The 14,609-nt window shown below is 66.2% G+C and carries 8 protein-coding genes; all 8 read left to right on the forward strand.

Annotated features, from left to right (window positions below):
- The first annotated feature begins 83 nt into the window (after positions 1-83).
- A complete protein-coding gene (locus tag AC1RWI_RS21630; RefSeq protein ID WP_492868644.1) occupies positions 84-5,813 on the forward strand; it encodes a hypothetical protein in 5,730 nt (1,909 codons plus the stop codon).
- Positions 5,814-5,877: 64 nt separating this feature from the next.
- Positions 5,878-7,398 carry a TolC family protein gene (locus AC1RWI_RS21635; protein WP_052495148.1) on the forward strand — a complete coding sequence of 507 codons (1,521 nt, stop codon included), beginning with the start codon at positions 5,878-5,880 and terminating at the stop codon, positions 7,396-7,398.
- 21 nt (positions 7,399-7,419) lie between these two features.
- Positions 7,420-8,253: an efflux RND transporter periplasmic adaptor subunit gene (locus tag AC1RWI_RS21640; protein ID WP_492868646.1), complete on the forward strand. Its 834-nt coding sequence runs from the start codon at positions 7,420-7,422 to the stop codon at positions 8,251-8,253.
- Complete coding sequence (locus AC1RWI_RS21645) at positions 8,250-9,593, forward strand: efflux RND transporter periplasmic adaptor subunit (protein WP_052495147.1); 1,344 nt, start codon at positions 8,250-8,252, stop codon at positions 9,591-9,593. Before AC1RWI_RS21640 ends, AC1RWI_RS21645 begins: the two co-directional genes overlap by 4 nt.
- Before the next feature lies 1 nt (position 9,594).
- On the forward strand, positions 9,595-11,694 hold the full coding sequence (locus AC1RWI_RS21650; protein WP_492868648.1) for a peptidase M50: 2,100 nt from the start codon (positions 9,595-9,597) through the stop codon (positions 11,692-11,694).
- A gap of 38 nt (positions 11,695-11,732) precedes the next feature.
- Positions 11,733-12,326: an adenylyl-sulfate kinase gene (cysC, locus tag AC1RWI_RS21655; RefSeq protein ID WP_492868650.1), complete on the forward strand. Its 594-nt coding sequence runs from the start codon at positions 11,733-11,735 to the stop codon at positions 12,324-12,326.
- A 526-nt stretch (positions 12,327-12,852) separates the two neighbouring features.
- Positions 12,853-13,509: a hypothetical protein gene (locus AC1RWI_RS21660; protein WP_052495146.1), complete on the forward strand. Its 657-nt coding sequence runs from the start codon at positions 12,853-12,855 to the stop codon at positions 13,507-13,509.
- A gap of 91 nt (positions 13,510-13,600) precedes the next feature.
- Positions 13,601-14,104, forward strand: coding sequence for a hypothetical protein (locus tag AC1RWI_RS21665; protein WP_492868652.1), 504 nt, complete (start codon positions 13,601-13,603; stop codon positions 14,102-14,104).
- Positions 14,105-14,609: the final 505 nt, after the last annotated feature.

A 14,609-nucleotide genomic window follows, 5' to 3' on the forward strand; every position in this document is an offset into this window, starting at 1 on the left:
GTGGTGGTGGGGGCTCGGGCGGGAGCGCCTCAAACGGCGGTGCCGGTGGCCTGGGCGTGGGTGCCATATGGAACCAGGGCACTGTGCATATCACGGCTTCGGCCTATGCGGCGATAGCCGGCAACGCAGGCGCAAGCGGGGCCGGCGGCCCGGCACTCGGCGGAGGGGCTACCGGTATCAGCCCCACAGCCACGGACAAGATCTACAACGACACCGGCGGTGTCCTCGACAAGACCTACGTCCCGAACGCCGCCCCCGTTGCCACCACGAGCGGCGGCACGACCGCGTTCACCGAAGGCAACAACGTTGCCAGCACGCCGGTGGTGGTCGATAGCGGCATCACGTTCAGCGATGCTGACAACACCACGTTCGCCAGCGGCAAGGTGGCGATTACCGGCAATTTCCACAGCGGCGAAGACGTGCTGGCCTTTACCAGCAACCCCGCCACCATGGGCAATATCTCGGCGAGCTACAACGGCGCGACCGGGGTGATGACGCTGACCTCGGCCGGCGCGACCGCCACCACGGCGCAGTGGCAGGCAGCGCTGCGCTCGGTCACGTACACCGATAGCTCGGACACGCCGAACACCAGCAGCCGCACCATCAGTTTCACCGTCAATGACGGCACGTCCGATAGCAATGCCGCGGCCAAGACGGTCAGCGTTGCCGCGGTCGACGACTCGCCCATTGCAACGGCCAGCGGCGGCACCACCGCGTTCACCGAAGGCAACAACGTCACCAGCACGCCGGTTGCCATCGATGGCGGCTTCACGGTCAGCGATGCGGACAACACCACGCTGGCCCGCGCCACCGTTGCCATTACCGGCAACTTCCACGGCGGTGAAGACATGCTGGCCTTCACCAACAACCCCGCCACCATGGGCAATATCGCGGCGAGCTACGACAGCGCGACCGGGGTGATGACCCTGACCTCGGCCGGCGCGATCGCCACGACGGCGCAGTGGCAAGCGGCGCTGCGCTCGGTCACCTATACCGATAGCTCGGACACGCCGGACACCAGCAACCGCACCATCAGCTTCACCGTCAATGACGGCACGGTCGATAGCAATACGGTCACCAAGACGGTCAGCGTGACGGCGGTCGATGACACGCCGGTGGCTACCACCAGCGGTGGCACCACCGCGTTCACCGAGGGCAACAACGTCGCGAGCACGCCGGTTGCCATCGATGGCGGCTTCACGGTCAGCGACCTGGACAACACCACGCTCGCCAGCGCCACCGTTGCCGTTACCGGCAATTTCCACAGCGCCGAGGATGTGCTGGCGTGTACCAACGACGGCGCCACCATGGGCAATATCTCGGCAAGCTACAACAGCGCGACCGGGGTGATGACGCTGACCTCGTCCGGCGCGAGCGCCACGACGGCGCAGTGGCAAGCGGCGCTGCGATCCGTCACGTACACGGATACGTCGGACCTGCCGAACACCAGCAACCGCACCATCAGCTTTACCGTCAATGACGGCACGGCCAATGGCAATACGGCGACCAAGGTCGTTACCGTCGCGGCCGTCGATGACTCGCCCGTTGCCACCGGTTCCGGCGGCACCACCGCGTTTACCGAAGGCAACAACGTTGCCAGCACGCCGGTTGTCATCGATAGCGGCATCACGCTGAGCGATGCGGACAACACCACGCTCGCCAGCGGCAGGGTGGCGATTACCGGCAACTTCCACAGCGGCGAAGATGTACTGGCGTTTATCAATACCAGCGCGAGTACCTACGGCAATATCACGGCGAGCTACAACAGCGCGACCGGGGTGATGACGCTGACCTCGTCCGGCGCGACCGCCACGACGGCGCAGTGGCAAGCAGCGCTGCGCTCGGTCACGTACACCGATGCCTCGGACACGCCGAACACCAGCAGCCGCACCATCAGTTTCACCGTCAATGACGGCGCGGTTGACAGCAATACGACCACCAAGACGGTCAGCGTGACCGCGGTCGACGACACGCCCATTGCAACGGCCAGCGGCGGCACCACCGCGTTCACCGAAGGCAACAACGTCACCAGCACGCCGGTTGCCATTGATGGCGGCTTCACGGTCAGTGATGCGGACAACACCACGCTCGCCAGCGCCACCGTTGCCATCACCGGCAACTTCCACGGCGGTGAAGACGTGCTGGCCTTCACCAACAACCCGGCCACGATGGGTAACATCTCGGCGAGCTACAACAGCGCGACCGGGGTGATGACCCTGACCTCGGCCGGCGCGAGCGCCACGACGGCGCAGTGGCAAGCGGCGCTGCGCTCGGTCACCTACACCGATAGCTCGGACACGCCGAACACCAGCAACCGCACCATCAGCTTTACCGTCAACGACGGCACGGCCGATAGCAATACGGTCACCAAGACGGTCAGCGTTGCCGCGGTCGATGACACGCCCATTGCAACGGCTAGCGGTGGCACCACCGCGTTCACCGAGGGCAACAACGTCGTCAGCACGCCGGTTGTCATCGACAGCGGATTGACGGTCAGCGACCTGGACAACACCACGCTCGCCAGCGCCACCGTGTCGATCACCGGCAATTTCCACGGCGCCGAGGACGTGCTGGCGTTTACCAACGACGGCGCCACCATGGGCAATATCTCGGCAAGTTACAGCATCGGGACCGGGGTGATGACGCTGACCTCGGCAGGTGCGACCGCCACGACGGCCCAGTGGCAGGCGGCGCTGCGATCCGTCACGTATACGAATACGTCGGACCTGCCGAATACCAGCAGCCGCACCATCAGCTTCACGCTCAACGATGGCACGGCCGACAGTGCCGCTGCCACCAAGCTTGTCAGCGTGGATTCCGTCAATGACAGCCCGCTCAACGCCGTTCCAGTGGCCCAGAGTGTCGATCAGAACAGCGCGCTGACATTCAGCGTCGGCAACGGCAGCCTGATCTCGGTCAGCGATGCCGATTCCGCCGGCGGCGTCGAACAAGTGACGCTGACGGCAACCAACGGCGTGATCACGCTCTCCGGCACGTCGAGCCTGACCTTTCTGACCGGCACCGGTGCGGGTGACGCCACCATGACATTCACGGGGACGCTGGCGAACATCAACGCCGCGCTCAATGGCCTTGTCTATACGCCTACGCCCGGCTATCACGGCGCAGGCAGCATCCAGATCACCACGAACGACCTGGGGCTGACGGGGTCCGGCGGCGCCAAGACGGCTACCGATACGATCGCGATCACCGTCAACAGCATCAATCCCGTCGTCACCAACGTCGATGCCCTTACCGCCAATGGCACTTACAAGGTTGGCGATACGGTCAGCGTGGTGGTGACGTTCGACCAGGCGGTAACCGTCGACACCACGGGCGGCACGCCGACCCTGCTGCTGGAAACCGGCGCGGTGGACCGCAATGCCACCTACGTCTCGGGCTCCGGCACCAATACGCTCACGTTCCGCTATACCGTGCAGGCGGGCGACAGCAGCGCCGATCTCGATGTGGCGTCGTCAGCCGCGCTGGCATTGAACGGCGGCGTGATCACCAACGCCAGCAGCGATGCCGCGGTACTGACCCTGCCCGCCGTGGGCGGTGCCCATTCGATGGGTGGCCAGCATGACATCGTGGTCGATGGCATTGCGCCGACGGTGGCCACCGTCAGCGTGCCGGCCAACGGTACCTACATCGCAGGCCAGAACCTCGATTTCACCGTCAACTACAGCGAGGCCGTGGTGGTCGACACCACCGGGGGCACGCCGCGCATCGCCGTGACGCTGGACACCGGCGGCACGGTCTACGCCAGCTACGTGTCCGGCTCCGGCACCAGTGCCCTGACATTCCGCCTGACAGTGGCGAGCGGCCAGCTCGACAGCAATGGCGTGGCCGTTGGCTCCGCGCTGGATCTCCACGGCGGCACGGTGCGCGATGTCGCGGGCAACGATGCGGTGACCGCGCTGAACAGTGTGGCATCCACCACCGGGGTACTGGTCGATGCCGTGGCGCCGTCAGCGGTAGCGGTCATCGCCACGGACCCCACGCCGAGCGCAGGCAGCGCCGTGCACTTCACGGTGACCTTCAGCGAGAACGTCACCGGTGTGGACGTGAGCGATTTCGTCTTGTCTGGCACCGGTACGGCCGCTGGCCAGATTGCCTCGGTGACGCAGGTCGATGGGCATACCTATAGCGTGGTGGTGAACAACGTGACCGGCGACGGCCAACTGGGCCTGGACCTGAAGGCCAGCGGCACCGGCATAGCCGATGTGGCGGGCAATGCCATTGCCGGCGGCCTGGCTGGCCAGCGCTACGTGGTCGACCACACCGCCCCGGTCGTGCTTGGCGTGAGCGCGCCGGCCGGTGGCGACTACAACGCTGGCAAGGTGCTTGATTTCACGGTGAGCCTGTCCGAGAACACGGTGATCGATGCCACCCGAGGCACGCCGCGCCTGGCGCTCGATGTCGGTGGCCAGACCGTGTACGCGGATTACGTGTCCGGGAGCGGGACCACCGCGCTGACCTTCCGCTACATCGTTGCGGCTGGCCAGAACGACACCGACGGCATCACCGTGACCGCCTTGCAGGCCAACGGTGGCACGATGCGCGACAGCGCCGGCAATGCGATCGATGTGTCCCTGCACGGCGTGGCGGATACGCGGGCCGTGACGGTGGACACCACGCCGCCCACGGCCGTGGGCATTGCGCGCGTGGATGCGTCGCCCACCTCGGGCCGCGCGGTGAGCTACACCGTGACGTTCGCCGAAGGCGTCACCGGCGTGGATGCGGCCGACTTCGCGCTGACCCGGACCGGCTCTGCAACGGGTACGATCAGCAGCGTCACCCAGGTCGATGCGCGGACCTATACCGTGCTTGTCACCGGTCTCGGCGGCTCCGGGCAGATTGGCCTGACGCTCAATGCAAGCGGCACGGGCATTGCCGACCGCGCGGGCAACACGCTCGTTGCGGGCGCGAGCGGCGATCCGTACGAGGTGCGCTCGACTGTCCATCTGACGACGCAGCCCGCGCCAGCCCCGGTGCCCGTGCCGGGGCCGGCACCACTGGCGCCAGTCCCGTCGGCGCCGCTGATCACGCTGACCGCGCTCGACTCGGCGCCTGGCATCGACGCGCCGACGCTCAACCCGGCCGGCAACGGCACCGGCTTCAGCGCCGACGCCGTTGGCAGGAACCCGTTCAATGCGGATCCGCTTTCGGCCGGCAGCCTGAGCTATGCACTGCAGGCGCCGGAAGGGCGCATGAATCTGGTCGACTTTGGCGGCGCCGGCAGCGTCGGCCTGCAGGCCATGCCGGAGATCGGCAGTTTCTCGGCGCAGGCGGGCGAGGCGGTCAGCATCGCGCTGCCGGCTTCCCTGTTCCGTACGAGCGACCGCGAAGCCACGGTGACGGTGGAGGTGCGCCTGGCCAACGGCCGCCCGCTGCCGCCGTGGCTCAAGTTCGATCCGGTGACCGGCACGCTGGCCGGCAAGCCGCCGCAAGGCATGAACCAGCAATTCCAGATCGAAGTCACCGCAAGGGACAGCAAGGGCAATCGCGCCAGCAGCCATCTGGACCTGAACGTGAAAGCGCCGGCTGGCTCGCGTGCGGGCCTGGAGCACGCCGACACGCTCGCGCAGGGCGACGCCAGCCATGCCGATCCGTTGGCCAGCCTGCTGCAAGCCGCCACGGCGCAGCCGGCCGGCAAGCCGGCGCTGGCGGTGCAGTTCGATCAGTTTGGCCGGCCCGCGCAACAGGCCGCCAATGCGGCGTTGCTGCGCCACCTGCAAATGAGCCGGCAGCCGCAAGCGCCAGCACAAGCACAAGCGCCAGCACAAGCACAAGCACAACCGGAGCAGGCCTAGGCCGATAGCGAATCACGCCATGAATCAATATAAAACGCAGCATCCCCGGAAAGAGGAAAATCCGTTGTCGAACGCTATCTCTCGCCTTGTCCAACCCGGACCCAAACGGCTGGTTTCCGTGCTGGCCGCCACCGCGATGCTGGGCGGCTGTGCCATCCAGCCCGTCGCCACCACCCTGGCCGAGCGCCAGGCCGAGCTGCCTGACCAACGCCAGGCGATGTTCCAGAACCAGGAGGCGCTGGCCGGCCCGGTTACGCTCGAGGAGGCCATGGCGCGCGCGCTGAAGTACAACCTCGACGGCCGGCTCAAACTGATGGAAGAAGCCATGGCGCAGCGCCAGCTCGACCTGTCGCGCTGGGACATGCTGCCGCGCCTGACGGCCGACGCCGGTTACGCCTGGCGCAGCAACGAACTCGCCTCGTCCTCCAGGGACGTGGTCACCGGGCAGCAGTCCCTGGTGCCGTCGACCTCGTCCGAGCGCTCGCACTATAACGGCGACCTGAACCTGTCGTGGAACGTGCTGGACTTCGGCGTCAGCTACTACACCGCGCGCCAGCAGGCCGACCGCGTGCTGGTGATGAGCGAGCGCCGCCGCAAGGTGGTTCACCTGATGATGCAGCAGGTCAGGCAAGCCTACTGGCAAGCCGTGGGCGCGCAGCAGCTCGAAGCCAAGGTCGAACCCATCCTCAAGCTGACGCAAGCGGCGCTGGACGACTCCCAGCGCATCGAGAAGGAGAGGCTGCAGTCGCCGCTGGAAACGCTGAACTACCAGCGCCAGCTGCTGGACATCCTGCGCCAGCTCGAAGCCGTGCGCGACGAGCTGGCGCAAGCCAAGCCGCGCCTGGCCTCGATCATGAACGTGCCGCCGGGCGATGACTACACGCTGGCCGCGCCAACGGGCTTCAGCCTGCCCAAGCTACCGGTGGCCGCCGACAAGATGGAAGAAACCGCCCTGGTCAACCGGCCCGAACTGGTCGAGGCGGGCTACAACGAGCGCATTGGCCTGGATGAAACCAAGAAGGCCCTAGCCAAGCTGCTGCCGGGCGTGACCTTCCAGCTGGGCGCGAACTTCGACACCGACAACTTCCTGGTGAACAATGCCTGGAACAACATCGGCCTGCGCATGAGCTGGAACCTGCTCAACCTGCTCAACGCCGGCAACATCCGTGCCGCCGCCGATGCGCAGTATGAAGTCGCCAAGCAGCAGCGCCTGGCGCTGAACATGGCGGTGCTGACGCAGGTGCACGTGGCATATCGTGGTTACATCGGCTACAAGCGTGCCTTCGAGTTGTCCGGCAAGATGAACGACGTCGATCAGCGCATCCTGACGCATACGCAGAATGCCACCCGTTCCGATGCAACCGGCAAGCTGGCCGAGATTCGGGCAGGCGCCAGCGCGGTGATGTCCGAGCTGCGGCTGTATCAAGCCTATGGCGCGCTGCAGAATGCCTCTGGCCAGATGATGGCAACCCTGGGCCTGGACCCGTTGCCGACCGCGGTTGGCGGCTATGACCTGCCGACCTTGCGCGCGGCCATCGCCGAGCACGAGAAGACCTTGGTCGAGCCGCCCAAGCAGGCTCAGTAATCAAGCAGCCAGGCAATCGAATTGAGCAACCAAGCAATCGAGCAAGCCAGTCATCCCGTAATCCAGTCTTACCGTTACTCCGTAATGAAACGCTTTGCATTAAACGCCACTGCTTTGCTGCCGCTGCTGCTGGCGGCAGCAGCGGCTGGTGCCGCACCCGTGGCCGCGCCCACCACGTTTGCCGGCGCCGACAAGGATGGCCGAATCCGGACCCAGCTGGCAGCGCGCGAGTTCGCCACCATCTCCAGCGAGATCAACGCCAAGATCGACCGCCTGCCGTTGCGTGACGGCGACAGCTTCCGCGCCGGCCAGACGCTGGTCTCGTTCGACTGCGCGCTGTTCAGCGCGCAGCTGCGCAAGGCCGACGCGTCGGCCGAGGCCGCGCAGCAGGTGCTTGCCGTCAACAAGCGCCTGGCGGAACTGAACTCGGTCGGCAAGCTGGAGATCGAGCAGGCGCAAGCCAAGGCCAAGGAATCGGCCGCGGAGGCCGCCTATATGCGCTCCACCGTCAGCAAGTGCAGCATCGCGGCGCCGTTCTCGGGCCGCGTGACAAAGCGCCTGGCGATGGCGCACGAGTTTGTCACGCCGGGTAAGCCGCTGCTTGAGATTGTCGATTCCAGCGATCTTGAGCTGCAGATGATCGTGCCGTCCAGGTGGCTGGCGCGCATCAAGCCCGGCACGCCGTTCACGGTCCTGGTCGATGAGCTCAACCAGTCGTTCCCGGCCAAGGTCAGCCGCATCGGCGCCAGGATCGACCCGGTGAGCCAGGCGATTTCCATCACCGGCAAGATCGACGGCAGCCAGGCTTCCTTGCTGCCGGGCATGAGCGGCTGGGCGAGTTTCGCGGACAAATGACGCAAGGCGCCGATGCACCAACGGCGGTTGCCCCGCTGCTCGCGCTGCTGCAGCTGGAGCGCCGCGCGCGCGAAGCGCAAAGCGTGGAGGCGCTCGGGTTTGTGATGGCCAACGAGACGCTCAGCCTCGTGCCGTACCGGCAGGCGGCGGTCTGGCTGGAGAGCGGCCTGGGCCAGGTCTCGGCCGTATCCGGCCTGCCGCAGGTCGACCCCAACGCGCCTTATCTGCAATGGCTGACCCAGCTCTGCCGTGGGCTGGCTCATGCCCACGCCGATACCACGCCCGTCGATGCGGGTGCCGCGCCCGCTAAAACCAGCGCCGACTGGGCAGACTGGCTGCCCGCGCACGCCCTGTGGCTGCCGCTCAAAGACCAGCTCGGCCGGCGCGACGGCGCGCTGCTGCTCGCGCGCGAAGCGCCGTTTACCGAGCACGAGCTGGCGGTGCTGGCCGAAGTCACGCATGCCTACGGCCACGCCCTGGCGGCGTTCCGGCCCGCGCAGCCGCTGGGCCAGCGGCTCAAGGCCATGCTGCGGCCGGGGCGAACCCGCCGCCGGGTCCTGCTCGGCCTGCTGGTGGTCTGCCTCATTCCCATGCGGCTCACGGTGCTGGCCCCGGCCGAGGTGTCTGCGCGGGATCCGTTCCTGGTGCGCGCGCCGCTCGATGGCGTGATCGAACGCGTGTACGTCCAGCCGAACCAGCCGGTGCCGCAAGGCGCGCCGCTGTTCAGCCTGGACACGGTGGCGCTGCAGACCCGCCGCGCCGTGGCCGAGCGCGCTTACGATACGGCGCAGGAGACGTACCGCCAGTCCGCGCAGATGGCGGTGACCGACGACGAGAGCCGCCTCAAGATGGCCCAGACCCGCGGGGAACTGGACCAGAAGGCGCTGGAACTCGACTACACCGCCAGGCAGCTGGCGCGCGTGCAGGTCAAGGCCGAGCGCGAGGGCGTGGCCGTTTTCGGCGATGTGAACGACTGGCAGGGCAAGGCCGTCACCATTGGCGAGAAGGTCTTGCTGCTGGCCGACCCGGCCAAGGTGGAACTCACCGCGCAGATGCCGGTGGCCGAGCAGGTCAGCATCCAGGCCGGCGACACGATCACTTTTTACCCGGACGCCAACCCGACCCAGGCATTCGATGCCCGCATCATCAGCGTATCCTACGCTGCGGCCGAAACCGATGGCGGCGTGCTGGCCTACCGCGTGCGCGCCAGCTTTGCCGCCAAGGACCTGCCGCGGCTTGGCCTGCGCGGCACCGCGCGGCTGTCGGCCGGCTGGGTTCCTTTTCTCTATCATGCGCTGCGCCGTCCGTTGACGGTCGCGCGCCAGTGGATAGGCATTTAACGTGTTGCCCCCATTACGCCAGGACCTCACGCTGCACCCCGGTCCGGCCGAGCCCAGCGGCGCACCCACCTGGACCTTGCACGATCCGGCCGCCAACAAGTTCTATCAACTATCCTGGCCGGCATTCGAGATCCTCTCGCGCTGGCCGCTTGGCGAAGCGCGCGCGCTGCTCGATGCGGTGAACCGCGAGACCACGCTGACCGTGGGCGAGGACGAACTCGAAGCGGTGGTGCAGCTGCTCCACCGGCACAACCTGCTGCTTGCGTGGCGGGCGCAGGACAGCGCGCGTCTGGGCCGCATCGCGGGCGCGCACCGCGTGAGCAAGGCCATGTGGCTGCTCAAGCATTACTTGTTCTTCCGCGTGCCGCTGGTGCGGCCCATGCCCATGCTGCAGCGCTGCGCGCCGTGGGTCGAATGGGCGTTCAAGCCGCGCTTCTGGTGGGGCGTGGGGCTGGTGGCCCTGCTTGGCCTATACCTGGTCTCGCGCCGCTGGGATGAATTTACCCATACCTTTGCCTCCTATGCGGGCCTGCAGGGATTGCTGGGCATCGGGCTGGCGCTGTCGCTGGCCAAGGTGCTGCATGAACTGGGCCACGCCGCTACCGCCTACCGTTACGGCTGCCGCGTACCCACCATGGGGGTCGCCTTCCTGGTGATGTGGCCGGTACTCTATACGGACACCAACGAAGCCTGGAAGCTGATGCGGCGCGAGGACCGCCTCAAGATCGGCGCCGCCGGCATGCTCTCGGAACTGGCGCTGGCCGCCTTTGCCACGGTGGCGTGGAGCTTCCTGCCGGACGGGCCGCTGCGTGCGGGCGCGTTCATGCTGGCAACCAGCACGTGGCTGCTGACCCTCGCCATCAATGCCAGCCCGTTCATGCGCTTCGACGGCTACTTCCTGCTGGCGGACTGGCTCAATATGCCCAACCTGCACGACCGGGCATTCGCGATGGCGCGCTGGTGGCTGCGGGAGCGGCTGTTCGGCTTCGCGGATCCGGCGCCCGAATCCTTTTCCGCCTCGCGGCGCCGCTTCCTCATTGTCTTCGCCATCCTGACCTGGCTTTACCGGCTCGGCTTGTTCTTTGGCATCGCGCTGACCGTCTATCACCTGTTTTTCAAGACGCTGGGGCTGGCCCTGCTGGCCATCGAGCTTGGCGTGTTCATCGTCATGCCCGTCGTTCGCGAAGTGCTGGCGTGGCGCCACCGCCGTGCGGATATCCACTGGAACGCGCAGACCCGGCGCGCCGTGGTCTTGCTCGGCGTGCTGCTGGCCGTGGTCGTGATCCCCTGGGGCGGCACCATTCGCGCACCGGCCGTGCTCAGCGCCAGCCAGAGCCAGTCGCTCTATGCGGCCCAGCCCGGCTATGTGAGCGGCGGCGCGGTGCAAGCCGGGCAGACTGTCGCCGCAGGCCAGTTGCTGGCGCAGCTGGTCTCGCCGGAACTGGACTTCCGCCTGGCCGCCGCGCAGGCGCAGGCGCAGCAACTGCGCTGGCAAATGGAGCAGCAGCCGTTTGCCACCAAACTGCGCGAGGAGGGCGATGTGCTGCGCCGCCGCTGGGCCGCCGCCCAGGCGGAGGTGGCGGGCCTTGCCGAAGAGCGCAAGCGCATGGAAGTGCGCGCACCGTTCGCCGGGCGCGTGGTGGATGCCAACCTGTTCCTCGCCGATGGCGCATGGCTGGCGCGCGGCGAACCGCTTTACCATATCGTCGGCCAGGGTAGCGAGCTCAAGGCGGAGGCCTTCATCGGCGAGCAAGACCATGCCGCGCTCACCGCCGGCAGCAGCGGCGTCTTTGTCGCCAACCTCCCGGAATTCGGCTCGGTGCGCTGCGCCGCCGCGCAGACGGACCAGGTCAATGTAGCCGGCCTGGAGCAGCGCACGCTGGCCAGCCTCTATGGCGGCCCCATCGCGGTCACGCGCAGCCAGCACAACGGGCTGGCGCCCACCACGGCCATCTTCCGCGTGCGCTTGTCGCATTGCGATTCGCGCCCTCTTTCTCGCGAACTGCCCGGTACCGTGCTGCTGGCGCGCCAGCGCCATAGCCTGGCGGGCGATGCCTGGACCGCGCTGCTGGGTCTGATGCAGCGCGAGCGCGGCCTTTGATCGCGCAGCCCGACGCCAAATACCGGATCACGCACAGCATGCACCTCACGCACCTCACGCACCTCACGCCAGATGCAACGCACGACACCGGGCGCCGGCCGGGAACGATCTGGATCACCGGGCTATCAGGGGCGGGCAAGACCACGCTCAGCCACGCCCTGCGCAAGCGGATGCTGGCCGCCGGCCATCCGGTGCTGCTGCTCGATGGCGATGAAATGCGCGCTGGCCTCAACCGCGATCTGGGCTTTTCGGACGCGGACCGCACGGAGAACATCCGCCGCGCCGCTGAAGTGGCCAGGCTCGCCAATCGCAGCGGCCTGTGGGTGGTGGCGGCATTTATCTCGCCGCTGCGCAGCCAGCGCCAGCAGGCGCGCGAGATCATCGGCGGGGATGCGTTCGTAGAAGTGTTTCTCAGCGCCAGCTTCGCGGCTTGCGCGCGGCGCGATGCCAAGGGGCTCTATGCCAGGGCGTCGGCCGGGCAGATCAGCCAGTTCACCGGCCTGAGCGCTCCGTACGAAGCTCCCCTTGCGCCTGACCTGGCGATCGATACCGAAGTCGTCGCGCCGGAGCAGGCGGCGGATTTGATCTGCGAGATGCTGGCGGCGCGGGCGTCGCGGACAGCGCCGGCATGAAACAAAAGCGCCCGCCTGAACGCCTGATCCATTGGCTGGCGCATTGCATTGGGCCACGCGCTGTCGACATTGGCCGCGCACTGTAACGCATCGAACACGCATCCATGTCCTATCGAATCAAGCTCGGTAAGCCGACAGTTTCCGCTTTATCGCTGATGATCTTCCTCGGTGCGTTCGGTGCGAAGCCCGGCGCGGAAAACGGAGCCAGGCAATGGCCGATGCTGCCTGGCGATCCCCGGGGCCGCGTTGGCCGAAATCGCGGCGACCGGTGCGGGACTTGGCTGCACTAGCTTGAAGGCAATCGGCGCATCCGTCAGATTCCCAGTACTGACGTTGATGCGATCATTTCGTTCGTCTGTGCGCGGCACCCTGTTTGCTACGCGCCCCCTCCCTCGGTAGGGTCTATCTCCGCTTTACCTGTCCGTTACTATGAATGCCGCCACTTTGTGGTAGCTATCCTTTGGCTGGCGGGCATCTCGGTCACCCGTAGCCTGACGGATAAAACCCAATAAACAGAAGAAGAGTCATGCAATACAAGAACAGAAATCATTCGGGTAATTCGGGTAATTCAGGTAATTCGGGTCGTTCTTTCATTCGTCAGCTCTCGCTAGCCTTGTTGGTCAGCGGCGCCGCGCTGCTGACCGGATGTGCCAGCACCTATGTGGATACCGCGACCAAGGAGGTCCCCGTAGCCAGCATGAAAAAGCCGGATCAGCCAAAGCAAGTGCAACTCGTGTTCGAGTTCCAGACAAAGGGCGCGCCCAATGCACGGGTCACGAGTTTCTTGAAGGAAGATGTGGCCAAGCAGGTTAAGGAGAGCGGCCTGTTTTCCACTGTTGCAACAGAGCCGGTGCCGGGTGCTTCCCTGCTCAGCGTGACACTCAATAATGTTCCCTTGACCACGGACGCGGCGAGCAAGGGCTTCGTGACGGGACTCACCTTTGGCCTGGCGGGCAGTGCCGTTACGGATGGCTATATCTGTACCGTCAGCTATCTTCCGGCCGGGCAATCCACCCCCATCGTGAAGACGGCGCGCCACGCCATCCATACGACGCTGGGCAATGCCAGCCCCCCTGCCGGTGCCGTGAAGTCCGAGAGCATGGCAGTAGCGGCTCAGAAGATGACGCGCGATGTGCTGAGCAATGCCTTGAAGGACCTGTCCGATGACGCATCCTTCCATTGATGCTGGCGTTCGCGGGCGTGCCTGCCGCTTGGCAGCCCTGCTGATTTGCATGGCAGGGCTGCTGCAGCTGGCGGGTTGCGCGGAGATGCGCATGGGTCAGCCGAAGGCGACGATCGAGAACGCGGCAAAGCTCCGTGGGGCCGGCCTGGCGCCCGTGGAGGTCGGCCGTTTTACACCAGACCCGGCAAAGGGTGCGGGGCTGGACCAGGGCGTCAGCATCCGGAGCAATAAGCTGCGTTCGCCTGTCGAGGATTCCTTTGCGCAGTATTTACGGCAAACGTTGCGGGTGGAACTGGCTTCTGCCGGCTTGCTGGATCCTGGCGCGGATGCCGTAGTGACCGGTGTTTTATCGGACAGCCAGGTAGATGCGCCAATTGGCCAGGGAACAGCATCGCTCGGAGCCCGTTTTGTCGTGACCCGCGCCGGCAACGTGTGCTACGACAAGCAGCTCGATGTCAATGCCACGTGGGACTCGCCCTTCGTCGGCGCGGTTGCCATCCCGCAGGCAGCCGGGCAGTACGAGGCGCTCTACCGCAAGCTGGTGGGCGTCTTGCTGGTGGATCCTGCCTTCCAGTCCGCACTCGCAAAGCCATAACATAGCCAGGCTGCGGTGCTTCAATCAGGCCGCGACCGCGGCCTGTATCCATTGTGTGAACGATCGCCGGAGGATATTGGTTGGCGGGAGCGTCTCGCGCTGCCAGCGGTTGAGCTTGGCAGCGGTGCTAACGATTCAGGGGTCGTGCCGGGCGCGCCAGCGCCCTGCGCTATCACGAGGCATTCGACGCCACGGCGTGATCGCAGGGCGTTGCGGAATCCGGATTGATGCATTGCGCCAGTAGAAACGCAGGCGCCTCGTCCAGTGCTGGCGCGGGCCCGGCGGCATTGTCTGGCGTGCGGGAAAGTGTATCGGTCTATCTCAGGGTTTCCCCTAATCCCCGGACAGGAGTAAATTCATGCCTCGCCATGCCGCACTGGATGTCGGCGAGAACCCCGGGCGCGGCGTTAACCCGAGGGTGTCCAGTGATCATGTCGCGCTCTGCCAGCGGCAAGCAGGATTTCATGCCGTTGGCGGGGCCTCGTGCCCGGGCGCACCCCCGGTG

The organism is Cupriavidus sp. MPR-AND1C (assembly GCF_058809705.1).

Excerpts from the sequence above, each read along its gene's own strand:
- AC1RWI_RS21645 (WP_052495147.1), top strand. The coding sequence starts at position 8,250 with ATGACGCAAGGCGCCGATGCACCAACGGCGGTTGCCCCGCTGCTCGCG.
- AC1RWI_RS21660 (WP_052495146.1), top strand. The coding sequence starts at position 12,853 with ATGCAATACAAGAACAGAAATCATTCGGGTAATTCGGGTAATTCAGGT.
- AC1RWI_RS21665 (WP_492868652.1), top strand. The coding sequence starts at position 13,601 with ATGGGTCAGCCGAAGGCGACGATCGAGAACGCGGCAAAGCTCCGTGGG.
- cysC (WP_492868650.1), top strand. The coding sequence starts at position 11,733 with ATGCACCTCACGCACCTCACGCACCTCACGCCAGATGCAACGCACGAC.